19 protein-coding genes are annotated in these 22998 nt (G+C 69.9%); 14 read left to right on the top strand and 5 right to left on the bottom strand.

Annotated features, from left to right (window positions below; genetic code table 11):
• Positions 1 to 36 precede the first annotated feature (36 nt).
• On the bottom strand, positions 37 to 657 hold the full coding sequence (locus ASG74_RS00735; protein WP_056137949.1) for a YceI family protein: 621 nt from the start codon (positions 655 to 657) through the stop codon (positions 37 to 39).
• A 241-nt stretch (positions 658 to 898) separates the two neighbouring features.
• Here ASG74_RS00735 and ASG74_RS00730 point away from each other — a divergent pair, with 241 nt between their 5' ends.
• A complete protein-coding gene (locus ASG74_RS00730) occupies positions 899 to 1888 on the top strand; it encodes a homocysteine S-methyltransferase family protein (protein ID WP_056137947.1) in 990 nt (329 codons plus the stop codon).
• Between the two features lie 61 nt (positions 1889 to 1949).
• The gene (gene miaB, locus ASG74_RS00725) at positions 1950 to 3467 is read left to right on the top strand and encodes a tRNA (N6-isopentenyl adenosine(37)-C2)-methylthiotransferase MiaB (protein ID WP_056137945.1); all 1518 of its coding nucleotides are present in this window, start codon (positions 1950 to 1952) and stop codon (positions 3465 to 3467) included.
• A gap of 147 nt (positions 3468 to 3614) precedes the next feature.
• Here miaB and ASG74_RS00720 read toward each other — a convergent pair whose 3' ends face one another.
• Positions 3615 to 3803 (bottom strand): Rv0909 family putative TA system antitoxin, encoded by a 189-nt coding sequence (locus tag ASG74_RS00720; protein ID WP_156465230.1) that lies wholly within the window; start codon positions 3801 to 3803, stop codon positions 3615 to 3617.
• A gap of 109 nt (positions 3804 to 3912) precedes the next feature.
• Between ASG74_RS00720 and def the strand changes: the two genes are divergently transcribed.
• The 3 genes from def to dapF are packed head-to-tail and all read left to right on the top strand — an operon-like array spanning position 3913 to position 6371.
• The gene (def, locus tag ASG74_RS00715; RefSeq protein WP_056137942.1) at positions 3913 to 4569 is read left to right on the top strand and encodes a peptide deformylase; all 657 of its coding nucleotides are present in this window, start codon (positions 3913 to 3915) and stop codon (positions 4567 to 4569) included.
• Positions 4559 to 5488, top strand: coding sequence for a tRNA (adenosine(37)-N6)-dimethylallyltransferase MiaA (gene miaA, locus ASG74_RS00710; protein ID WP_056137940.1), 930 nt, complete (start codon positions 4559 to 4561; stop codon positions 5486 to 5488). The genes def and miaA overlap by 11 nt, the downstream gene beginning before the upstream one ends.
• Positions 5481 to 6371, top strand: a complete 891-nt coding sequence (gene dapF / locus ASG74_RS00705) for a diaminopimelate epimerase (protein ID WP_056137939.1) — start codon at positions 5481 to 5483, stop codon at positions 6369 to 6371. The genes miaA and dapF overlap by 8 nt, the downstream gene beginning before the upstream one ends.
• A 47-nt stretch (positions 6372 to 6418) precedes the next feature.
• Here dapF and ASG74_RS00700 read toward each other — a convergent pair whose 3' ends face one another.
• Entirely contained in the window at positions 6419 to 7048 is a 630-nt protein-coding gene (locus ASG74_RS00700; RefSeq protein ID WP_056137937.1) for a class I SAM-dependent methyltransferase, read from the bottom strand.
• Between the two features lie 21 nt (positions 7049 to 7069).
• Between ASG74_RS00700 and hflX the strand changes: the two genes are divergently transcribed.
• Together hflX and ASG74_RS00690 are read left to right on the top strand one after the other, a co-directional pair.
• Positions 7070 to 8560 (top strand): GTPase HflX, encoded by a 1491-nt coding sequence (gene hflX / locus ASG74_RS00695; RefSeq protein WP_056137935.1) that lies wholly within the window; start codon positions 7070 to 7072, stop codon positions 8558 to 8560.
• A 37-nt stretch (positions 8561 to 8597) separates the two neighbouring features.
• A complete protein-coding gene (locus ASG74_RS00690) occupies positions 8598 to 9665 on the top strand; it encodes a GNAT family N-acetyltransferase (protein WP_056137933.1) in 1068 nt (355 codons plus the stop codon).
• A 101-nt stretch (positions 9666 to 9766) separates the two neighbouring features.
• On the opposite strand, the gene ASG74_RS00685 is transcribed toward ASG74_RS00690, so the two are convergent.
• Complete coding sequence (locus ASG74_RS00685; RefSeq protein WP_056137931.1) at positions 9767 to 12361, bottom strand: DEAD/DEAH box helicase; 2595 nt, start codon at positions 12359 to 12361, stop codon at positions 9767 to 9769.
• A 38-nt stretch (positions 12362 to 12399) separates the two neighbouring features.
• On the opposite strand from ASG74_RS00685, the gene ASG74_RS00680 reads away from it, so the two are divergent.
• From ASG74_RS00680 to rpsT, 5 genes are all read left to right on the top strand, one after another.
• Positions 12400 to 15120: an MGH1-like glycoside hydrolase domain-containing protein gene (locus ASG74_RS00680; RefSeq protein ID WP_056137928.1), complete on the top strand. Its 2721-nt coding sequence runs from the start codon at positions 12400 to 12402 to the stop codon at positions 15118 to 15120.
• A complete protein-coding gene (locus ASG74_RS00675) occupies positions 15117 to 15947 on the top strand; it encodes an SDR family NAD(P)-dependent oxidoreductase (protein WP_082569436.1) in 831 nt (276 codons plus the stop codon). The genes ASG74_RS00680 and ASG74_RS00675 overlap by 4 nt, the downstream gene beginning before the upstream one ends.
• 189 nt (positions 15948 to 16136) lie before the next feature.
• Positions 16137 to 18413, top strand: coding sequence for an ATP-dependent DNA helicase (locus ASG74_RS00670; RefSeq protein ID WP_056137925.1), 2277 nt, complete (start codon positions 16137 to 16139; stop codon positions 18411 to 18413).
• Between the two features lie 86 nt (positions 18414 to 18499).
• On the top strand, positions 18500 to 19495 hold the full coding sequence (gene holA / locus ASG74_RS00665; protein WP_056137923.1) for a DNA polymerase III subunit delta: 996 nt from the start codon (positions 18500 to 18502) through the stop codon (positions 19493 to 19495).
• Positions 19496 to 19710: 215 nt separating this feature from the next.
• A complete protein-coding gene (rpsT, locus tag ASG74_RS00660; protein ID WP_056137921.1) occupies positions 19711 to 19971 on the top strand; it encodes a 30S ribosomal protein S20 in 261 nt (86 codons plus the stop codon).
• A 69-nt stretch (positions 19972 to 20040) separates the two neighbouring features.
• On the opposite strand, the gene ASG74_RS00655 is transcribed toward rpsT, so the two are convergent.
• Positions 20041 to 20466 (bottom strand): type II toxin-antitoxin system PemK/MazF family toxin, encoded by a 426-nt coding sequence (locus ASG74_RS00655; protein WP_056137919.1) that lies wholly within the window; start codon positions 20464 to 20466, stop codon positions 20041 to 20043.
• A gap of 141 nt (positions 20467 to 20607) precedes the next feature.
• Here ASG74_RS00655 and lepA point away from each other — a divergent pair, with 141 nt between their 5' ends.
• Entirely contained in the window at positions 20608 to 22476 is a 1869-nt protein-coding gene (gene lepA, locus ASG74_RS00650) for a translation elongation factor 4 (protein WP_056137917.1), read from the top strand.
• 59 nt (positions 22477 to 22535) lie between these two features.
• A complete protein-coding gene (locus tag ASG74_RS00645) occupies positions 22536 to 22997 on the top strand; it encodes a hotdog fold domain-containing protein (protein WP_056137916.1) in 462 nt (153 codons plus the stop codon).
• The last annotated feature ends 1 nt before the right edge of the window (position 22998 follow it).

The raw sequence follows: 22998 nt of genomic DNA, 5'->3' as shown, positions 1-22998 counted from the left end.
CCAGTGGTCCTCGCCCTCTCGTGAAACTGCGCTCGATCAGGCCTGTACGGGGACCTGGGCGATGGCCGAGATGTCGAACTCGAGCTTGACCTTCTCGCTCACGAGGACGCCACCGGTCTCGAGGGCCGCGTTGAAGCTGAGGTTCCACTCGGTGCGGTCGATGGTGGTGTCACCCTCGAAGCCGATGCGCGTGTTGCCGTAGAGGTCCTTCGCGGAGCCGGTCTCCTCGAACTCGATGGTGACGGGCTTGGTGACACCGTTGATCGTGAGGTCGCCGGTGACGCCCCACTCGCTGCCGTCGCGCTCGACCTTGGTGGAGATGAAGGTGATGGTCGGGTAGTTCTCCACGTCGAAGAAGTCGGGGGTCTTGAGGTGGCCGTCCCGCTGCTCGTTGCCCGTGGTGACGGAGGCAGCCTGAATGGTGACGTTGACGGTCGAGTTGGCCGGGGTGACGGTGTCGACGTGGGCGGTGCCCTCGAACTCGTCGAACTGGCCGCGGACCTTGGTGACCATGGCGTGGCGGGCGGAGAAGCCGAGACGTGTGTGGGTCGGGTCGATGGCGTAGTCGCCGGAGATGTCGGAGACGAAGGTCGAGGTGGGCTCAGTGGCGACCTCGACGGTCTTGGTGGTCTTCTCGGAGCGGTTGAACAGTCCCATGATGGAGATCCTTCGGGTCGGAGTCGTTGAACTTTCAATATCTATAATGCCCTCAATTGGTTGTCTTGTCAACTAAGCGCAAGGTGAGCCACGTCACTCGATGGACGTCATGCCCAGATGGGTCACTCGCCCCGGCCCGTTCCGTCACGGGGGAACCAGCCGGACTGGCCCTGCTGGGCACTGGTGCGGTGCCGGGCGGTGCGCGACGGTTGACGTCCGGTCCGACGCAGGGTGGTGGGTCATGGGTGAAGCGCAGGCTCCGAAGGGTCGAGCCCGGAAGCCGCCCCACCCGCAGTGGGTGACCGACGGTGGGCTCGAGACCGACCTCATCCACCACCACGGGGTGGACCTTCCGGGGTTCGCGGCCTTTCCGCTCGTCGGCACGACGCAGGGGCGTGCCCTGTTGAGCGACTACTACGCCGGCTACGCCGAGGTCGCCAGACGGGCCGGCGCCGGGCTCCTGCTCGAGACCCCCACGTGGCGGGCCAACCCGGACTGGGTCGTGGCGCTGGGCGGGTCCCCGAGCGACGTCCGGCGGATCAACCTCGAGAGCGTGGTGTTCCTCGCCGGGCTGGGCGAGAAGCTGGTCGCCTCAGGCAGGCTCCCCACCGTTCCCGACAGCGCCACCGGAACCCCGTCCCGGGACGGACCGTTCCAGGTGCGCGGTGTGATCGGCCCCCGGGGCGACGGCTATGTGGCGCAGGGACACACGACGGCCGAGGAGTTTGCCGACTACCACTCCGCCCAGGCGGCAGCCCTGTGCGAGAGCGGAGCCTCGTGGGTCACGGCCTACACGCTGACCACGGTTGCCGAGGCAGTCGGTGTGGTGCAGGCCGCTCGGGCCAACGGTCTGCGGGTGAGCATCTCCTTCACACTCGAGACCGACGGGCGCCTGCCGGACGGGACACCGCTCGCGATGGCCGTGGAGTCGCTCTGGCAGAAGTCGGCCCCCGACGGCCTCCTTCTCAACTGCGCCCACCCCAGCCACATCGCGAAGGCCCTGCGCAGCAACGGGAGCTGGGCCCGGCGCGTCACGGGGCTGCGCGTCAACGCCTCCCGGCAGTCGCACGCAGAGCTCGACTCGGCGGAGCAGCTGGACGAGGGGGACCTGCACGACCTCGTGAGCCAACATCAACGCCTGACGGCGCGACTGCCCAACCTCGAGATCGTCGGCGGGTGCTGCGGAACCGACGTGCGGCACGTCGCAGCCCTGTGGGGCGTGGCCGACTGAGGATCGACGTGGTCCACCGAGGTTCGGCGAGGCGGAGGCTCGCACGTACGCTTGGAGCGCCATGACGAAGCTGAAGACCTACGACGTGCGCACGCACGGGTGCCAGATGAACGTCCACGACTCCGAGCGCCTGGCCGGCCTGCTCGAGACGGCGGGCTATGTCGACGTGGCCAGCGTCGCCCCGAACGACCGCCCCGACGCCGCCGACGTCGTCGTGTTCAACACCTGCGCCGTGCGGGAGAACGCCGACAACAAGCTCTACGGCAACCTCGGCCAGCTCCGGCAGGCCAAGAACGCCAACCCGGACATGCAGATCGCCGTGGGTGGCTGCATGGCTCAGAAGGACCGCGCCACGATCGTGACGAGGGCGCCTTGGGTCGACGTCGTCTTCGGCACCCACAACATCGGCAGCCTCCCGGCACTGCTCGACCGGGCGCGGCACAACAAGCGTGCCGAGGTCGAGATCCTCGAGTCGCTCGAGACCTTCCCGTCCACCCTGCCCACCCGGCGGGACTCCGCGTACGCCGCATGGGTCTCGATCTCCGTCGGGTGCAACAACACCTGCACGTTCTGCATCGTCCCGAGCCTGCGCGGCAAGGAGGCCGACCGCCGTCCGGGCGAGATCCTCGCCGAGGTCCAGGCGCTCGTCGACCAGGGCGTCGTCGAGGTGACCCTGCTCGGGCAGAACGTCAACACCTACGGCGTCGAGTTCGGGGACCGTCTCGCGTTCGGCAAGCTGCTGCGTGCCTGCGGTGAGATCGAGGGCCTCGAGCGGGTGCGCTTCACCAGCCCCCACCCCGCGGCCTTCACGGACGACGTCATCACGGCGATGGCGCAGACCCCCAACGTCATGCCCAGCCTGCACATGCCGCTGCAGTCCGGCTCCGACAAGGTGCTCAAGGACATGCGGCGCTCCTACCGCAGCGCCAAGTTCCTCGGCATCATCGACCGGGTCCGTGACCAGATCCCCGACGCGGCCATCACGACCGACATCATCGTGGGCTTCCCCGGCGAGACCGAGGAGGACTTTGCGCAGACCCTGCGGGTCGTCGAGCAGTCGAGGTTCTCGAGCGCCTTCACCTTCCAGTACTCGATCCGCCCGGGGACACCGGCCGCGACAATGCCCGACCAGATCCCCAAGGCCGTCGTCCAGGAGCGTTTCGAGCGCCTCGTCGCCCTCCAGGACGAGATGTCGTGGGCCGAGAACCGCGCGGTGGAGGGTCGCACCGTCGAGGTCCTCGTCGCGCCCTCCGAGGGCCGCAAGGACAGCGTGACGGCGCGCCTGAGCGGTCGTGCCCGTGACAACCGCCTCGTCCACTTCTCCGTGCCGGACGGAGGCGAGCTGCCCCGCCCGGGCGACGTGGTGAGCGTCGACGTCACCTACGGTGCTCCGCACCACCTCGTGGCTGACGGTGCGCTCCACGGCGGCACGTATGCCGTGCGCCGCACCCGAGGTGGCGATGCCTGGGCCGCCCTCCAGGACGCCCCGGTCCCGGGCAAGCCTCGCGTCAGCCTCGGCATGCCCTCGGTCGGCAAGCCGGCCACCGCGCCGGCAAGCGCTACCGCCTGCGGCACCTGACCGGCATACCCACCTCTCCTGTGACGGGTCACCCGTAAAGGGGGTCCGGAGCAAGGGATCCGTCGCCGTGCTCGGGAACCGTTGCCAGGGCTGGGTGCGAGAGGGCCCCGACCACGCGGGTGGTCGGGGCCCTTCGTCGGCTCAGGCTCAGGCCTGGTCGTTGCCGGGCTCGCCGACCCGGTCGTCCACGAAGTCCTTGCCCTGGCCGACCTTGTCAGCGTCGACGCCCTTGCCTTCGGCGAGGGTGCCGGCTCGGTCCAGGCCCTGATCGCTGAGGTCCTCGACCTTGTCTGCGTGCTCGTCGGCCATGTCCTTGGCCTTGTCGAACATACTCACGGTGGCTCCTTGCTGCTCGGGGATGGGGCACGTCCCACTGTGCCCGACGATGACAGCTCGTGACGGTCCAGGGTCCGGGCAATGGCCGGGTGTTTGCGACAATGGGTGCATGACGATTCGTCCCATCACCATCACCGGCGAGCCCGTGCTGCACCGCCGCGCCGCCCCGGTCGAGGTCATCGACGATGGCATCCGCGAGCTGGTGGCCGACATGCTCGAGACGATGGATGCCGCGCGAGGCGTCGGTCTGGCCGCTCCGCAGGTCGGTGTGGGTCTGCGGATCTTCACGTGGCAGATGGACAACCACGACGGGGTTCCGGCGCGCGGTGCCGTGATCAACCCCTATGTGACCGCGAGCAAGCCCACGGCCGGCGACCCCCACCCCTCGGACGAGTCCGAGGGCTGCCTGTCCGTGCCCGGCGAGTCCTTCCCGCTGCGCCGGGGGGAGACGGCGACCCTGACGGGCCTCGACATCGACGGCAACGAGATCGAGTACACCGCGACCGGTTGGTTCGCGCGGATGTTCCAGCACGAGTACGACCACCTCAACGGCTTCCTCTACGTCGACCGGCTCCAGGGCAAGTGGGCGCGCAAGGCCAAGAAGGCGGTCCGGGCCAACGACTGGGGCCACCCCGGGCTCACCTGGATGCCGGGCAAGGACCGCGACCCCTTCGGTCACGACGACAACGACGAGGACGAGTTCGACGCCGAGGGTGGGCACTTCGCGGAGGGCCAGTCCGCGGACAAGGACGAACTTGCCCGCTGACGGACCTCTCGTCGTCGCCGTCGTCGGTCCGACGGCCAGTGGCAAGTCCGAGGTCGCCCTGCGCATCGCCGAGACCGTCGGCGCCGAGGTGGTCAGCGCTGACGCGATGCAGCTCTACCGCGGCATGGACATCGGTACGGCCAAGCTGCCTCCGGAGCAGCGCCGGGGCATCGCCCACCACCAGATCGACGTTCTCGACGTCACCGACGAGGCGACGATCGCCCGCTACCAGCGTGAGGCGCGCGAGTCCATCGATGACATCCGCGGCCGGGGCCTGCCTGTGGTCGTGGCGGGCGGGTCCGGACTCTATGTCCGCGCCGCGCTCGACCACCTCGACATTCCCCCGACGGATCCTGACGTCCGAGGCCGCCTCGAGGCGCGCGCGCAGGAGAGTGGCGCCGCAGCGACGTTCGCCGAGCTGTCGGAACGCGACCCCGCAGCCGCGCAGGCCATCGGCCGCCACAATGTGCGCCGGCTCGTGCGGGCGCTTGAGGTCATCGAGATCACCGGGCGGCCGTTCAGTGCCTCCATGCCCGAGCGCCGTCACCTGCACCCGACCGTGATGGTGGGTCTACGGCCACCACGTGCGCTGCTGGACTCACGCATCGACGAGCGCGTGCAGCAGATGTGGCGCGACGGGCTCCTCGACGAGGTGAGGAGCCTTGTCCCACAGGGCATCCGCTCCGGCCGCACCGCCTCGCGTGCCCTGGGTTATGCACAGGCCCTTGCGGAGATCGACGGCACCATGACCGAGGCGGCCGCCCAGGCCCAGACGTCCCAGCTGAGCCGTCGCTATGCCCGGCGCCAGGAGTCGTGGTTCCGGCCGGACCCTCGCATCAGCTGGTTCGACCCCAGCGACCCGTCGGGCACCGAGGACGCACTGGCCCACGTCACAGGGGCCGTCGCGGACAATGGCTGACATGAGCGAGCTGCCCTTCACCAAGGGACACGGGACCGAGAACGACTTCGTGCTGCTTCCCGACGTCGAGGACAGGCTGGACCTCACGGCCGACCTCGTCCGCCGGCTCGCCGACCGCCGCGCCGGTATCGGCGGTGACGGGGTGATCCGCGTCGTGCCGACCGCCTCGGCGGACGACGCCAAGGTGCGCGCACAGGCCCACCGGGCGCCATGGTTCATGGACTACCGCAACGCCGACGGGTCCCTGGCCGAGATGTGCGGCAACGGCACCCGCGTCTTCGCGGCCTACCTGCGCCGCGAGGGCCTCGAGAGCGCCGACGAGTTCGAGATCGCGACCCGCGGCGGCATCAAGGGGATCCGCTTCGAGAGCGAGGTCATCGCCACCACCATGGGGCAGTGGCGGCTCACCGACCCGCAGAGGGCCGAGGCCGACGGCTTCGACGCCCTGGTCCTGCTGCACGAGCGCCGCCAGGGCGAGGAGCCGTGGTCGGCGCTGTCCGTGGACATGGGCAACCCGCACACCGTCGTCGCGCTGCCCGAGTCCGTCGAGCTGGACTCGCTCGAGCTGTTCCACCCTCCGCAGGTCCGTCCGGTGCCGCCCCGCGGCACCAACGTCGAGCTCGTGCGGTTCCTGTCCCCAGCGCACATCGCGATGCGCGTGCACGAGCGCGGCGTGGGCGAGACGCGCTCGTGCGGGACAGGCGTGTGCGCTGCCGCGCTCGCGACGAGCTTCTGGGCCGGGCAGGCCGAGCCGACGCAGGACTGGACCGTCGACGTGCCGGGCGGGCGCCTGCGGGTGCGGGCCCTGCCGGGTCACGAGGTCGAGCTGGCCGGACCCGCTGCCCTCATCGCCGACGGGACAGTGGACCTCTCGGCTCTCTGACCCCAGAGCGAGCCACCACCCTGTTCCCGGCCGCACGGCAGCCCGGCTCAGGCGGCTGTGGCGTCCACCCTCAGGACACGGAAGCCCTTGCTCGACGCATGGCGGGCACACGGCATACCGAGGTCTGCCTCGATCCATCGCTGCAGGCTGTCGGAGCCCAGGTTGCGTTGCACGACGAGGTACGCCGTGCCTCCCGGCGCCAGGAGCGGTAGCCACCGTCGCAGCAGCTCGTGCAGGGCCTGCTTGCCGATGCGGATCGGGGGGTTGGACCAGATGAGGTCGTATGCCGTGTCGTCACCCACCTCGTCGGGCGTCACCGCGCGCACGTGGTCCAGGCCGAGGGCGGCAGCGTTGCGGTTGGTGAGGTCGACGCTGCGCTCGTTGACGTCGACACCGAGGACGTCGGCGTGCTCTGACAACAGACCGAGGGTGAGTGCGATGGCTCCCCAGCCGCAGCCGAGGTCGAGGAAGCGTCCGGAGGGTGGGGGTGCGGGGGCCTCCTCGAGGAGCACAGCCGTGCCCTTGTCGACGCCGCCGGGGCTGAAGATGCCCGGCGCGACCTCGAGCGTGACCCTGCGGCCGGCGAGCGACACGTCGAGCGGCCTGCGTTCGTTGGGACTGGCCGGGGTGGCGGTGAAGTAGTGGTCTGCCGAATCCGTTCGCCGCGAGTCGGTCATAGGTGAGACCCTAGACGGAACATGACAGCCAGACACCACATCTTCTCCGGGCAGGCCGATGCCCTGTCAGACGACGCCTACGACGACGACGGGTTCGTCATCGACGACGAGGGCGACGACAGCGCCTCGTCGGCGCCCTCCGCCCTCTACGACGGCGACCAGCTCGAGCGCGAGGAGCGCGCTGCGCTGCGCCGCGTCGCGGGGCTCTCGACGGAGCTCGAGGACATCAGCGAGGTCGAGTACCGCCAGCTGCGGCTCGAGCGCGTCGTGCTCGCCAGCGTGTGGTCAGAGGGGTCGCTCGTCGACGCCGAGAACTCCATGCGCGAGCTCGCCGCCCTGGCCGAGACGGCCGGCGCCGAGGTCCTCGACGGCGTGATGCAGCGACGCCAGAAGCCGGACACCGCGACCTACCTCGGCAAGGGCAAGGCCGAGGAGCTGCACGACATCGTCGTCGCCGAGGGCGCCGACACGGTCATCTGCGACAGCGAGCTGGCACCCTCGCAGCGCCGCGCGCTCGAGGACGTCGTCAAGGTCAAGGTCATCGACCGCACCGCGCTGATCCTCGACATCTTCGCCCAGCACGCCAAGAGCAGGGAGGGCAAGGCGCAGGTCGAGCTGGCCCAGCTCCAGTACCTCCTGCCACGACTGCGTGGTTGGGGCGAGTCCATGTCGCGCCAGGCCGGTGGTCAGGCCGCGGGCGGGCAGGGCATGGGTTCGCGTGGACCCGGTGAGACCAAGATCGAGCTGGACCGTCGGCGCATCAACACCCGCGTGGCCAAGCTCAAGCGCGAGATCGCGGGCATGAAGGTCCACCGTGACACCAAGCGGGGGAGCCGTCGCGCCAACGCGATCCCGAGCGTCGCGATCGCCGGCTACACCAACGCCGGCAAGTCCTCGATCCTCAACCGGCTCACCGGGGCCGGTGTCCTCGTCCAGAACCAGCTCTTCGCCACCCTCGACCCGACGGTGCGTCGCGGCGAGACGCCAGACGGCCGCGAGTTCACCTTCACCGACACCGTCGGCTTCGTCCGCGCGCTTCCGCACCAGCTCGTCGAGGCGTTCCGCTCCACGCTCGAGGAGGTCGCCGAGTCCGACCTGCTGCTCCACGTGGTCGACGGGTCCCACCCCGACCCCGAGGGCCAGATCTCGGCGGTCCGGTCCGTCCTGGCCGACGTCGACGCGACCGACGTCAAGGAGGTCATCGTCGTCAACAAGTCTGACATTGCCGACCCCGAGGTGATGGACCGGTTGCTGCGCAACGAGAAGCACGTCATCGCGGTCTCCGCCCGCACGGGCGAGGGCATGGACGCCCTGGTCAGGCTCATCGCCGAGGAGCTGCCCCAGCCCGACATCAGCGTCGACGTCCTCGTCCCCTACGACCGGGGTGACCTCGTCAGCCGGCTGCACGAGGAGGGCGAGATCCTGGCCAGCGAGCACGTGGGCGAGGGAACCCGTGTCACCGCCAAGGTGAACGCCGACCTCGCAGCGGAGCTCACGGCATACAAGGCCTGAGAGCCCCGGACCCAGCCAGCACCCTAGGGTTTTCCGTATGCCGTTCCCGCCCGTCGTCGAGACCGCACGCCTGACGCTTCGCCGGCCCGAGCCGGCTGACCGTAGTGCCTGGGTGGCTCTGCACCGTGACCCGCGCACCTATCGGCACGCACCCCACGCCATGGCCCCCACGGACGAGGCTGCCGCCGAATTCTTCGAGGCGACCCGCGGCCACTGGGACGAGCGCGGTTTCGGCTTCTGGGTGGCACAGGAGCGAGCCACCGGTGAGGTGGTCGGGGTGTGCGGGCTCAAGGAGGTCGACGGCGACGCGCACTTCCTCAACCTCTACTACCGCCTCGGCTTCGAGCACCTCGGTCGAGCGCTGGGGCGCGAGATGTCGCGCACCTCGGCCGCGCAGGCGCTGGAGTTCTTGCCCGGCCTGCCCGTGTGGGCGCTCGTCAAGGAGGTCAACACCCCGTCGGTGCGCACCGCGATCGGCTCGGGGTTCGAGCGGGTGGGGACCCGCGCGCTGCGCGACGATGCCGCCGACGAGCCCCCGTCGACCGTCTTCGCCGCGCCGGAGGTCGAGGCCGTCACGGCCTTCGACCACACCACACGAGAGCAGGTCCTCGACCTATGGGTCCGCACGAACGACGCCGGTGGCGCAGTCGGCTTCCTGCCCGGCGCACCCCGGCCTGAGGTCGAGTCGGCGCTGGCCGGCCACGAGCCCTCGATGGCCAGCGGCCATGGTGTCGCCGTGCTGCTGCGCTCCGCGCTGGACGCACGCGTGCTCGGCGTGGGCTTTGTCGAGCGGGGCTCGAACCGGCTCCTGGACCACAAGCGCACCGTCGGCCGCGTCATGACCGACCCCAGCCTGCGTGGACGCAACCTGGGACGTCTCCTCATGGCGGGCATCCACCGCGTCGCACGAACGGTGGGTGCCGAGATCCTCACCCTCGACGTGCGCAGCGGGACGGGCACGAGTGGCTTCTACGAGTCGTGCGGCTACCACGAGTGCGGCCGCGTCCTCGGCGCGATCCGGGTCGCGCCCGGCGACGAGCGCGACGACGTCAGGATGACCCGCCGCCTCGACGACCGCATCCTGGTCCCTGACCCGCGCAACTGACCGTCCCGAACCCACCGACTCGTGCATTTCTCACCCAATTCCCCCCGAATGCACAAACACGACCTGTGCATTTTCGGGGAATTGGGTGAGAAATGCACGGCCTAGAGGCGGCGCAGCGCGGTGGCGGTCATGACCAGCTCACCGGCTGCGTCACTGGCGTCGAGGTCGGCGACGGCCTCGATGACCCAGTCGCGGTCGTCGGCCGGGTCGGCGAGCACCTGACGCACCCGCCAGATGCGGTGCTCGGTCTCGTCGTCGAGCCCGGGGACCTCGGCCCTGTCCGGCTGGATCTGGAGGAGCTGCGGGCTTCGGGCGTCGCCGTCGAGGCCGATGGAGCCGTGCTCGTCCCAGTAGGCGGCGAGTGCCTCGTCCCATGCCGCGTAGGTCATGACGGCTGCGCGGCCGTCCTCGGGAACGGCTGCGGCAGCCGCCTCCAGCAGCGCGAGGCCGTTCACGTTGTCGCGGTCGGCGAGCTCCACGCGGCGCCACATGGCCTGCCGCACCATCGCGCGTAAGGCCCTCTCGTTGGCGGTGACCGGACGTGGCGGTGGCGGCGCGTCGCCATGGGTCGCCGCGGCGTTCCTCACCGACTCGGGGTCGGTGAGCGCGGCCCACTCGTCGATCAGCGACGAGTCGGTCTGGCGGATGGTCTCGCCCAGCCAGTCGATGAGGGTGTCGAGCTCCTCGTCGCGATGGGCCTCGGGCACCGTCTGGCGCAACGTGCGATAGGCGTCGGAGAGGTAGCGCAGTACCACTCCCTCAGAACGGGTGAGCCCGTAGCGCCGGATGAGGTCCCCGAAGCTCATCGCCTGCTCCCACATCTCACGCACGATGCTCTTGGGGTCGAGCGCCTCGTCCGGCAGCCAGGGGTGCGTCTGGCGATAGGTCTCGTATGCCGGTTCCAGGAGCTCGAGGAGCGGGCGCGGCCAGGTGATCTCCTCGACGATCGCGGTGCGCTCGTCGTAGTCGACGCCTTCGGACTTGAGCTCGGCGATGCGCTCGCCGCGGGCGGCCCACTGCTGTGCGCGCAGCACCGGTCGCGGGGAGTCGAGCACCGACTCGATGATCGAGACGACGTCGAGCGCATGGGTGGGGGAGCCGGGGTCGAGCAGGTCCAGCACGGCCAGCGCGAAGTGCGCGAGCGGCTGGTTGAGGGCGAAGTCCGCGGGCAGGTCGACGGTCAGCTCCACGGTGCGGCCGTCGGAGGCCGGCTCCGGCAGGCGCACGACCACACCCGAGTCCAGGAGCGAGCGACCCAGGCGGATGGCGCGACGGGCGAGGCGCGCCTGTCCCGGCAGGCTCTCGTGGTTGTCGCGCACGAGCCGGCTCAGCGCCGCCACCGGGTCACCCGGACGGGCCATGAGGGCGAGGATCATCGAGTTGTCGATGCGCATGCGGGAGGTCAGTGCCTCCGGCTCGCTCGCGACGAGCTTGTCGAAGGTCTGCTCGGTCCACACGATGGAGCCCTCGGGGGGCTTGCGGCGCTGGACCTTGCGCAGCTTCTTGGGGTCGTCACCGGCCTTGGCGATGTTGCGCTCGTTCTCGATGATGTGCGGAGGCGCCTGGACGATGACCGACCCGCTGGTGTCGTAGCCGGCGCGGCCCGCCCGCCCCGCGATCTGGTGGAACTCGCGTGAGCGGAACACGCGGTCGCGCTGGCCGTCGAACTTGGCCAGCCCGGTGAAGAGCACGGTCCGGATCGGCACGTTGATGCCCACGCCGAGCGTGTCGGTGCCGGCGATGACCTTGAGCAGACCGGCCTGCGCGAGCTGCTCGACGATGCGCCGGTAGCGGGGGAGGAGCCCGGCATGGTGCACGCCGATCCCCTTGCGCAGCAACGCAGACAGCGTCTTGCCGAACCCGGCGGCGAAGCGCACCGGTGCCAGTCTCTCGGCGATGGCGGACTTCTCGTCCGGTGTCAGGAGCTTCAGCGTGGTGAGCGACGCCGCGTGCTCAGCCGCGAGCTGCTGGGTGGGGTGCACGACGTACACAGGAGCCTGGTGGGTCGTGACGATCTCCTCGACCATCTCGGGCAGCGGCGTGAGGGACCACGTGAACGACAGCGGCACGGGCCGCTCGGCAGTGGTCACGACCGCGACCTCGCGCCCGGTGCGGCGCGTCAGGTCGTCGCGGATCTGAGTCATCTCACCAAGCGTCGCCGACATGAGGAGGAACTGTGCTTGGGGCAGCTCAAGCAGGGGGACCTGCCACGCCCACCCGCGCTGACCGTCGGCGTAGTAGTGGAACTCGTCCATCACCACGAGCCCGACGTCGGCCGAGCTGCCCTCTCGCAGAGCGATGTTGGCGAGCACCTCAGCCGTGCAGCAGACGATGGGAGCATCCGCGTTGACGGCCGCGTCACCGGTGAGCAGTCCCACGTTCTCGGCACCGAACACGTCGCACAGCGCGAAGAACTTCTCGTTGACCAGAGCCTTGATCGGCGCCGTGTAGAAGCTCACGCGATCGCCCGAGAGCGCGGCGAAGTGAGCCGCAACTCCCACGAGGGACTTCCCGGAGCCGGTCGGCGTCGCCAGGACCACGTGCCGCCCCGAGACCACCTCGATGACGGCCTCGTCCTGGTGGGGGTACAGCTCGATCCCGGAGTCGACCGCCCAGGCGGAGAAGACGGCATACAACGCGTCTGCGTCCGTTGTGACGGACGACAGTGCGCGTTCGGCCAACGGGTGCGAAGTCATTGGCGCCATCCTCGCACTCCCGTGCGAAGGTGGAAGGCATGACGTCCGTCGAACCGGAGGAGCACCCCCGGACCGAGGAGCACCGCCGACTCGCCGACTCGCCGCACGAGGGTGACGTGTGGCGCGCCTGGGGGCCCTACGTCTCGGGCCGGCAGTGGGGGACGGTGCGCGAGGACTACTCCGCCGACGGGGACGCCTGGTCGTTCTTCCCGTTCGACCACGCCCACGCCCGCGCCTACCGGTGGGGCGAGGACGGCATCGCCGGGCTGTGCGACCGCTACGGCTTCCTCAACCTCGCGATCGCGCTGTGGAACGGACAGGACGACCGGCTCAAGGAGCGCTGCTTCGGGCTCACCAACGGTGAGGGCAACCACGGCGAGGACGTCAAGGAGTACTGGTGGCACCTCGACGCCACCCCCACACACAGCTGGGCGCAGCACCTCTACCGCTACCCGCACAGGGCCTTTCCGTATGCCGTGCTGCGCGAGGAGAACGCCGCGCGCGGTCACGACGTGCCCGAGTTCCAGCTGGCCGACACGGGGATCTTCGACGAGGACCGCTTCTTCGACGTCGTCACGACGCACGCGAAGGGCGCCCCCGGCGACGTGTGCGTGACCTTCGAGGCGACGAACCACGGACCGGACGCGGCGCCGCTCGACCTCGTGCCGCAGCTCTGGTTCCGCAACACCTGGGCGTGGGGGCGCGACGACCGCAGGCCGGCAATTGAGGTCGTGGCCGACCCGCCCGAGGGCACGGTCCTCCTGCGGGCCACGCACGCCCACATCGGTGTGGTCGAGCTCAGCGCGGAGGGGGCGCCCGATGTGCTCGTGTGCGACAACGAGACCAACGTTCCGGAGGTGTTCGGCGAGGGTGAGAGCCTCAGTGCCCACCCGAAGAACGCCGTCGACCGGGCGATCGTCCATGACGACCCGAGCCTGCTGGCGACGGACGGCCGTGGGACCAAGGTCGCGCTGCGCTACCACTTCGGCTCCGTGGGGCCCGGGGAGACCGTGCGGGTCCGGCTCCGGCTCCACGACGACGCGTGGGCCGGCAACGCCACGGACCGGTCGCCGGCGGGTGACGCGTTCGGCCAGGGCTTCGACGCCGTGCTCACCGCCCGTCGCGCGGAGGCCGACGACTTCTTCGACGCGGTGATCCCCGAGCACATCGGCGATGCCGAGCGGCTGGTCGCCAGGCGCGCCTTCGCCGGGCTCAACTGGTGCAAGCAGCTCTACCGCTACGACGTCCGCGAGTGGCTCGAGGGCGACCCGGCCGGACCGCCGCCACCCGCGGCCAGACGCGCCCCGGAGCCGGCCGGACGCAACACCTCCTGGACGAACGTCGCTCTCGCCGACGTCATCTCGATGCCCGACGAGTGGGAGTACCCCTGGTTCGCCGCGTGGGACCTCGCCTTCCACACGGTCGCCATCGCCCACATGGACCCGCAGCTCGCCAAGAACCAGCTCCTCCTCATGTGCCGGGAGTGGAGCCAGCACCCCGACGGGCAGCTTCCGGCATACGAGTGGCAGTTCAGCGACGTCAACCCGCCCGTCCATGCCTGGGCCGCGTGGCACGTCTACGTCCTCGACGGTGCGACGGACCATGGCTTCCTCATCAGGGTCTTCACGAAGCTGATGTTCAACTTCACCTGGTGGCTCAACCGCAAGGACTCCGACGGCTCCAACCTCTTCGAGGGCGGCTTCCTCGGGATGGACAACATCAGCGTCTTCGACCGCTCCCGCGAGGTGCCGGCGGGGTGGCGGCTCGAGCAGTCCGACGCGACGAGCTGGATGGCGTTCACCTGCCTGCAGATGCTGCGGATCGCGTTGGAGCTCAGCCGGGTCGACCGCAGCTGGGACGGTCTCGCAACGACGTTCCTCGAGCACTTCTTCTCGATCGCCGAGGCCATGGAGACCTTCGGGACCGAGGGTGTCTCGCTGTGGGACGACACCGACGAGTTCTTCTACGACGTCCTCGTCGACGCCGACGGCAACGGGTCCCCCGTGCGGGTCCGTTCGCTCGTGGGAATGCTGCCGCTCATCGCCGTCGCCAACGTCCCGGCATGGGCCTTCGACGAGCTCGCCGACTTCACCTCGCGGCTGCGCTGGCTGCAGGACCGCCGCCCCGACCTCACCGACTCGCTGCTGCACAGCCAGGACGGCGAGGTCGTCCACAACAGCCTCACGCCGGTCGTGCGGCCGCGGCTCGAGGCGATCCTGCGCCGGCTCCTCGACGAGGACGAGTTCCTCGGGCCGTACGGCATCCGCTCACTGTCGGCGTCCTACCGGGGTGGCGCGGCCATCGAGGTCGGCGGCACCACCGTGCACATCCAGTACGACCCGGGGGAGTCCTCCACCGGCATGTTCGGGGGCAACTCCAACTGGCGCGGCCCCATCTGGTTCCCGACCAACGTCCTCATCCTCGACGCGCTGCTGGTGATCGCCGAGGGTGCCGACGGCGACGTCCAGGTCGAGTTCCCGACCGGCTCGGGTCACCGCGTCCCTCTCGAGGAGGCAGCCATCGGCATCCGCAGCCGCCTCATCTCCCTCTTCCTCCCGGGCGAGCACGGCCGCCGGCCCGGGACGCCGCGGGAGCACCCGGCCGGGATCCTCTGGGATGCCCACCCGACGTTCAGCGAGCACTTCAACGGTGACACCGGCGTCGGTCTCGGCGCCTCCCACCAGACCGGGTGGACGGCACTCGTCGCCCACCTCATCTGCACCACACCAGACACCCTGCGCGAGGAGATCGACTCATGAGCACCACCGGACAGCACAGCGACACCGCCACCACCACCTCGGCCACCGCCTCGACGGCGCAGCAGCGTCCGCTCGAGGGCAAGGTCGTCGTCGTCACGGGCGGCAACAGCGGCATCGGCGAGGGCATCGTGCGCGAGGCGGCCGCCCAGGGCGCCAAGGTCGTCATCGACTACGTGTCCAGGCCGGAGGACACCGAGGCCATCATCAGGGACCTCGAGGCGTCCGGAGCCGAGGCGGTGGGCTGCCAGGCGGACGTCTCCAGGGTCGCCGACCTCGAGAAGCTCATCGCCACCGCCGTAGACACCTATGGCCGTCTCGACGTCATGGTCAACAACGCCGGCGTCGAGTTCGGAGAGACTCTGGAGTCCCTCACCGAGGAGAAGTACGACCTCCTCATGAACATCAACCTCAAGGGCGCCGTCTTCGGCTCCAAGCTCGCCGCCGCCCAGATGCGCACGCAGGGCGACGGCGGCGTCATCATCAACATCACCTCCACGCACGAGGACTGGCCCATGCCCAGCGACCTGGCGTACTGCATCTCCAAGGGCGGCATGCGCATGCTCACCCGCACGGCCGGGGTCGAGCTCGGCGCCGACCGGATCAGGATGGTCGGCGTCGGACCGGGCGCCATCGACACCCCGATCAACGACGACGACACGCCCGAGGAGACCAGGGCGCTCGCGGCGGCGGTCCCGCTGTCGTACATCGGCTCCCCGCAGGAGATGGGCAAGGTCGTCTGCTTCGCCGCGAGCGACGCCGCGTCCTACATCACCGCGACGACGATCATGGCCGACGGGGGCCTCATGCAGAAGCCGGGCGCCGTCTGAGCCGGGCGGTCCCGCCCCCGCGACCCCAACTTTCGCTCCCCATGCGGGAACCTTGGGTGACCGGAGCGTTCCTTTCCCTCCGGTGCCCGAAGGTTCCCTCCGGTCGCGCCGCTCGGTCCCCGGGTGGCGCACCCACTTGCCTGTGGAAGGGGCGTCGGCGCTGTCACCGCCGCGGCATAGGCTGTCTCGGTGCCGACCCTCGACGACCTCCTCGCTGCAGCGGTCAGCGGTGTCAAGGGCAGTGAGCGCCCGGGCCAGGTGAGCATGGCCAAGGCCGTGGCCCATGCCGTCGAGACCGGCGAGCACCTGCTCGTCCAGGCGGGAACGGGCACCGGCAAGTCCCTCGCCTACCTCGTCCCCGCGGTCCAGCACGCCATCGACTCCGGCAAGCCCGCCATCGTCGCCACGGCCACGCTGGCGCTCCAGGCGCAGATCGTGGACCGCGACATGCCCCGGGTCGCCGACTCCCTCGCGCCGCTCCTGGGCCGACGACCCACCTACGCGATCGTCAAGGGTCGCCGCAACTACCTCTGCGCGCACAAGCTCGAGGGGGGCTTCCCGGACGACGAGGAGGGCCTGTTCGGGGTCGGAGACGTCGACCAGCAGGCCGGTCGCCTCGGCAAGGAGGTCGTGCGCCTGCGCGAGTGGGCCGACGAGACCGAGTCCGGTGACCGTGACGAGCTCGTGCCCGGTGTCTCCGAACGGGCCTGGCGACAGGTCTCGGTGAGCGCTCACGAGTGCCTGGGCAGCAAGTGCCCGATGGTGGCCGAGTGCTTCGTCGAGCGCTCGCGTGAGGCTGCCAAGGGCGTCGACGTCATCGTCACCAACCACTCGTTCATGGCGATCGACGCCTTCGAGGGGCGGCAGATGCTGCCCGAGCACGACGTGCTCGTCATCGACGAGGCCCACGAGCTCGTCGACCGCGTGACGGCGACGATCACCGACGAGGTCACCCCGGCGATGGCCCGGGCCGCGGCCAAACGAGCAGGGAGGCAGGCCGACTCGAGCGAGACCGTTGACGACGCTGCGACCTTCCTCGAGTCCGTCCTCGACGAGATCCCCGAGGGTCGCCTCACCGGCATCCCCGACAACCTCGGGCTGGCACTGGCACGCCTGCGCGACACCACCCGTCAGGTGCAGACCGAGCTCAAGCCGCCGCCCGGCCAGGAGGTCGACGGGGCCCGGCAGATCGCCCGTGCCGCGGTCGACGAGCTCAACGAGAACGCCTCGCGCGTCCTCGAGGAGCGCGAGCTCGACGTGGTGTGGGTGAGCAAGGACCCACGGCGAGGGAGCGTGCTGCGGGTGGCGCCGATGAGCGTCGCGATGCTCGTGCGCGACAGGATCTTCGAGGACCGCACGGTCGTCCTCACCTCCGCGACGCTCGAGCTGGGTGGCACCTTCGACGCGGTGGCCGGCACGATCGGCCTGCGCGGTGAGGGGGCGCCAAAGTGGACCGGCCTCGACGTCGGCAGCCCGTTCGACTACCCGCAACAGGGCATCGCCTACGTCGCCAAGCACCTGCCTGCGCCAGGACGTGATGGTGCCGCTCCCGAAGCCATGGACGAGATCGAGGCGCTGGTGCGCGCCGCCGGCGGCCGCACCCTCGGGCTCTTCTCGTCGATGAGGGCGGCTCGTGCCGCGACCGACGAGATGCGTGAGCGGCTCAAGGACCTCGACGGAGAGATCGCCGTCCTCTGCCAGGGTGAGGACCAGATCTCCACGCTCGTGCGCCAGTTCGCCCGCGATCCGCGCACCTGCCTCTTCGGCACGCTGAGCCTCTGGCAGGGCGTCGACGTCCCGGGCTCGTCCTGCCAGCTCGTCATCATCGACCGCATCCCCTTCCCCCGACCGGACGACCCCCTCGCGTCCGCGCGCTCGCAGGCCATCGGACGCATGGGCGGCAACGGCTTCATGGCGGTCAGCGCGACGCACGCCGCGCTGCGACTCGCGCAGGGTGCCGGTCGGCTCATTCGTCGTGGAGACGACCGCGGGGTCGTCGCGTTCCTCGACTCCCGCATGATGACCGCCCGGTATGCCGGGTTCCTCCAACGCTCGTTGCCTCCGTTCTGGCCGACGACCGACAGGGCCATGGTGCTGGGCGCCCTCGAACGCCTCGACGCGACGGCGCCCCCGCCCCTCGAGGTCGCCGACCCGGCGTTGCGCGGGCTCACGGGAGCGGTCAGGGGCACGGCCATGGGCGACGCCGAGGTCAGTGGTGTGGTCGACGCGACCGACACCCGGCCCGTTGCCACCGCCCCGCCACCGGCGGTGTCGTCGCGCACGGCGGTCACCCAGGGCCATGCCTGGACCGAGCAGGAGGACGAGGAGCTGCGGGACGGCGTCGAGCTCGGACTCGACGTCACGGAGCTGAGCGAGTCGCTCGAGCTGCCGACCGAGGTCATCGCGGCCCGCCTCGAGGGCCTGGGACTTCAGGCCGGCGCTGGATCCACCCTCGGCTTCGACTGATTGCCCGGTTGGCCAGTTCGGAGCGCAGCGACGCAACTGGCCACACGGGCAATCAGTCGGGGGCAGGGTCGGTGGGCCGTGGCAGAGTGAGCGCCGTGAGTGATCTCGTCGAGGTGCAGCGTCGTGTCCCGCCCCTCGTCCTCATCACCGGACCAGAGCAGGTCCTCGCCGAGCGAGGACTGGCCGAGACGGTCCAGGCGATTCGGGAGCACAACCCCGACGTCGAGGTCATCCGGCTCTACGCGAGCGCCTACGAGCCGGGCGAGCTCATGGTCCACTCGAGCCCGTCGCTCTTCGGCGGTGACAAGGCGGTGGTCGTCCACGACCTCGACGAGGCCACCGACGAGCTCCAGCAGGACCTGCTCGCCTACCTCGCGGCACCTCCGGAGGACGTGACCCTCGTCGTCACCCACAAGGGTGGCAACCGGGGCAAGAAGGTGCTCGACACGCTCAAGAAGTCGCGGGCCCGGCTCATCGAGGCTCCGGCCATCAAGACCGACCGCGACAAGGCCGACTTCGCGACGAACGAGTTCCGCCGAGCGAAGCGGCGCGCGACCGGTGAGGCCGTCCAGGCACTCGTCGACGCCATCGGCAAGGACCTGCGCGAGCTGGCCTCCGCCTGCCAGCAGCTCATCGCCGACACCACCGGCACCATCGACGAGCAGGTCGTCCTGACCTACCACGGCGGCAAGGTCGAGGCGACCGGCTTCAAGGTCGCCGACGCTGCCGTGGCGGGGGACGCGGGGGAGGCGCTGCGCCTGCTGCGCCACGCCCTCGCCGTGGGCGTCGACCCCGTGCCGATCGTCGCGGTCCTGGCCCAGCAGCTCCGCCAACTCATCAAGGTCGGCTCCGCCGGCCGGGGCCGCTCCGCCGACCTCGCGCGCGACCTCGGGATGGCGCCGTGGCAGGTCGACAAGGCGCGTCGCTCACTCCAGGGCTGGACCGCCGAGGCGCTGGCGCGCTCGCTCCAGGCGGTCGCCGCGGCAGACTTCGAGGTCAAGGGCGGCGGCCGCGACCCCGTCTACGCCGTCGAGCGGGCCGTCCTGACCATCACGCGAGAGAAGGCGTCGGGTGATGGCTGAGCGGCAGCCGAGCACCCGGCATACGCCCGGTTGTTCCGGCGTTTTGCTCTTCCCACCAGCGCGCTGGTAGATTTGCTCCTCGCGTGCGCGCTCAGGTCGTGCGCGCTCGCAGCACCACCCAGTCGCGGTTCACGCAAGGGCGTCCCCACTCCCGGTCCCGAACAGCGGCTGCCGCCCTCTACGGCAATTACCGACCTCACCAGAGAGATTTCTTCGTGGCAAACATCAAGTCCCAGCTCAAGCGCATCAAGACCAACAAGACGGCGACCGAGCGCAACAAGGCCGTCAAGTCCGACGTGCGCACCGCCGCCCGCAAGTTCCGCGAGCTCGCGGAGGCCGGCAAGGTCGACGAGGCCAAGGACGCGCTCAAGGTGGCGTCCAAGAAGCTCGACAAGGCCGTCAGCAAGGGTGTCCTGCACCAGAACAACGCGGCCAACAAGAAGTCGGCGATGGCCAAGAAGGCCGCCAGCCTCTGAGTCGTCCACGTCACGCACGAGGGCCCGTCACCATCGCGGTGACGGGCCCTCGTGCATGGATGCGTGTGCTCAGTCGCCTCGAAGCAGGGCGTCGCGCTGCGAGTAGGCGGCGATCACCTCGTCCCACCGAGCGCGATCGAGCACCGCTCCCTCACGCCGGATCGTCGCCGGGTCGATCCGGACGACACGGTTGCGGCGCGCCTCGGACGGCCGACCCTTGCTGTCCCAGCCGCCTGAGCCAACGTCGACCCACACCCGGCCGGCGCGACGCTCCTGCTCGTGGTCGCGGTCGTGGTCCTTGCTCGTGAGATACAGCCCGAGCGCCCACGGTCCGTCCCACCCAAGGACCAGCACGGGACGATCCTTGCCCTGGCTCGCGTCCTCCTCGTAGGGCACCCACGCCCAGACCACCTCAGCGGCGTCAGGTTCTCCGTCAGGCTGCGGGCGATAGCTCGGCTCGAGGGGTCCGTCGAAGTCTCCTGGGTAGGTCGCCATGGCCTGCACGGTACCCACGCGCCGCGCTGGCCGAGTGCCGCGAATCCGAGCCGGTCGACTGCGTTGGTGGTTCGGTGCGGCAGTGCCTCATGGGAGACTGTCCTGACTTACGTTCCGCCATCCCTCAAGGACTCCACGACTGTGTCTCCCCGCGCCCGCACCGTGCTGCAGCCGCACGCCACGCCGCCGGAGGCGATCCGCAACTTCTGCATCATCGCCCACATCGACCACGGCAAGTCGACCCTGGCCGACCGCATGCTCGGCATCACCGGAGTCGTCGACGACCGCGCCGCGCGTGCGCAGTACCTGGACCGCATGGACATCGAGCGTGAGCGGGGCATCACGATCAAGAGCCAAGCGGTGCGTATGCCGTGGGAGAGCGTGGGTGCCGACGGAACCTCCGGCAACTACATCCTCAACATGATCGACACGCCCGGGCACGTCGACTTCACCTACGAGGTCTCGCGCTCCCTGGCCGCCTCCGAGGGCGCGGTCCTGCTCGTCGACGCGGCGCAGGGCATCGAGGCCCAGACCCTGGCCAACCTCTATCTCGCGATGGAGAACGACCTCACCATCGTGCCGGTGCTCAACAAGATCGACCTGCCGGCAGCGCAGCCCGAGAAGTACGCCGAGGAGCTCGCCCACCTCATCGGCTGCGAGCCGGAGGACTGCCTGCAGGTCTCGGGCAAGACCGGTGTCGGCGTCGAACCGCTGCTCGACGCGATCGTCGCCCAGATCCCGCACCCCGTGGGCGACCCCGACGCGCCCGCGCGCGCGATGATCTTCGACTCCGTCTACGACACCTACCGGGGCGTCGTGACCTACGTCCGCGTGGTCGACGGCAACCTCAACCCGCGCGAGAAGATCATCATGATGTCGACGCGCGCGACCCACGAGCTGCTCGAGATCGGCGTCATCTCGCCCGAGCCGGTGCCAGGCAAGGGGCTGGGCGTCGGCGAGGTGGGCTACCTCATCACCGGCGTGAAGGACGTGCGCCAGTCGCGCGTCGGTGACACCGTGACCAACGAGCGCAAGCCCGCGGAGAAGGACCTCGGCGGCTACCGCGACCCCAAGCCGATGGTCTTCTCGGGCCTCTACCCGATCGACGGCTCGGACTACCCGGTGCTGCGTGACGCCCTCGACAAGCTCAAGCTCAACGATGCTGCCCTGGTCTACGAGCCGGAGACCTCGGCGGCACTCGGTTTCGGCTTCCGCTGCGGCTTCCTCGGCCTGCTCCACCTCGAGATCGTGCGAGAGCGCCTCGAGCGCGAGTTCGACCTCGACCTCATCTCGACCCAGCCCAACGTCGTCTATGACGTGACGATGGACGACGGCACCGTCATCGTCGTGACCAACCCGAGCGAGTTCCCCTACGGCAAGGTCGCCGAGGTGCGTGAGCCGGTCGTCAAGGCCACCATCCTCGCCCCCAGCGAGTTCATCGGCGCGATCATGGAGCTCTGCCAGGGCAAGCGTGGCCAGCTCCAGGGCATGGACTACCTCTCCGAGGACCGGGTGGAGCTGCGCTACATGCTGCCCCTCGCCGAGATCGTCTTCGACTTCTTCGACCAGCTCAAGTCGCGCACCCGCGGCTACGCCTCGCTCGACTACCAGGAGTCCGGCGACCAGGTCGCCGATCTCGTCAAGGTCGACATCCTGCTGCAGGGCGAGAACGTCGACGCGTTCAGCTCGGTGGTCCACAAGGACAAGGCGTACGCCTACGGCAACATGATGGCCGGCAAGCTCAAGGAGCTCATCCCGCGCCAGCAGTTCGAGGTCCCGATCCAGGCCGCCATCGGCGCCCGGGTCATCGCCCGAGAGAACATCCGCGCCATCCGCAAGGACGTGCTCGCCAAGTGCTACGGCGGTGACATCAGCCGCAAGCGCAAGCTGCTCGAGAAGCAGAAGGCCGGCAAGAAGCGGATGAAGAACATCGGCACAGTCGAGGTCCCGCCGGAGGCGTTCATCGCGGCCCTGTCCTCCGACGACGGCGGCGAGACCAAGAAGAAGTAGACGGTGGTGAGGGTGCACGCGTGGTGAGCGGACGGCATACCGAGAAGTAACCTCTGCGTATGCCGGACACCTTCGCCCTCTACCGCCAGCTCACCTCCCTGCCCCTGGGCAAGCAGGCGTTCTCGTTCCTCTTCGCGCAGAAGGCGCCGTACTTCTGGACCGTGCGGCCGCAGGTGCGCGAGGTGCGCCCCCACCATGCCGAGCTCGTCGTCCGCAAGCGGCGCGCGGTCCAGAACCACATCGGCACCGTCCACGCGATCGCCGTGTGCAACGGTCTCGAGGCCGCGATGGGTCTGCTCGCCGAGGCGACCACACCCCGCGGGCGGCGCTGGATCCCCAAGGGCATGGAGGTGGCCTACACGGCCAAGTCGACCACCGACCTGCTGTGCACGGCCGACACCGACCCGGCCGACTGGGAGCAGGGCGGCGATGTGCCGGTGCGGGTCAGGGCGATCCGCGAGGACGGGACGACGGTCGTCGAGGGCGTCATCACGATCTACGTCAGCGAGATGAAGAAGTAGC

The organism is Knoellia sp. Soil729 (genome assembly GCF_001427985.1).
In the GTDB taxonomy this organism is placed as follows: domain Bacteria; phylum Actinomycetota; class Actinomycetes; order Actinomycetales; family Dermatophilaceae; genus Knoellia.
This window is presented reverse-complemented; position numbering and strand designations above follow the sequence as displayed.

Coding starts and splice junctions, on each gene's coding strand:
- ASG74_RS00680 (WP_056137928.1), top strand. CDS start 12,400: ATGACGTCCGTCGAACCGGAGGAGCACCCCCGGACCGAGGAGCACCGC.
- ASG74_RS00675 (WP_082569436.1), top strand. CDS start 15,117: ATGAGCACCACCGGACAGCACAGCGACACCGCCACCACCACCTCGGCC.
- ASG74_RS00645 (WP_056137916.1), top strand. CDS start 22,536: ATGCCGGACACCTTCGCCCTCTACCGCCAGCTCACCTCCCTGCCCCTG.
- ASG74_RS00655 (WP_056137919.1), bottom strand. CDS start 20,466: ATGGCGACCTACCCAGGAGACTTCGACGGACCCCTCGAGCCGAGCTAT.
- ASG74_RS00700 (WP_056137937.1), bottom strand. CDS start 7,048: ATGACCGACTCGCGGCGAACGGATTCGGCAGACCACTACTTCACCGCC.
- ASG74_RS00690 (WP_056137933.1), top strand. CDS start 8,598: ATGCCGTTCCCGCCCGTCGTCGAGACCGCACGCCTGACGCTTCGCCGG.
- hflX (WP_056137935.1), top strand. CDS start 7,070: ATGACAGCCAGACACCACATCTTCTCCGGGCAGGCCGATGCCCTGTCA.
- ASG74_RS00730 (WP_056137947.1), top strand. CDS start 899: ATGGGTGAAGCGCAGGCTCCGAAGGGTCGAGCCCGGAAGCCGCCCCAC.
- miaB (WP_056137945.1), top strand. CDS start 1,950: ATGACGAAGCTGAAGACCTACGACGTGCGCACGCACGGGTGCCAGATG.
- ASG74_RS00685 (WP_056137931.1), bottom strand. CDS start 12,361: ATGACTTCGCACCCGTTGGCCGAACGCGCACTGTCGTCCGTCACAACG.
- ASG74_RS00735 (WP_056137949.1), bottom strand. CDS start 657: ATGGGACTGTTCAACCGCTCCGAGAAGACCACCAAGACCGTCGAGGTC.
- def (WP_056137942.1), top strand. CDS start 3,913: ATGACGATTCGTCCCATCACCATCACCGGCGAGCCCGTGCTGCACCGC.
- dapF (WP_056137939.1), top strand. CDS start 5,481: ATGGCTGACATGAGCGAGCTGCCCTTCACCAAGGGACACGGGACCGAG.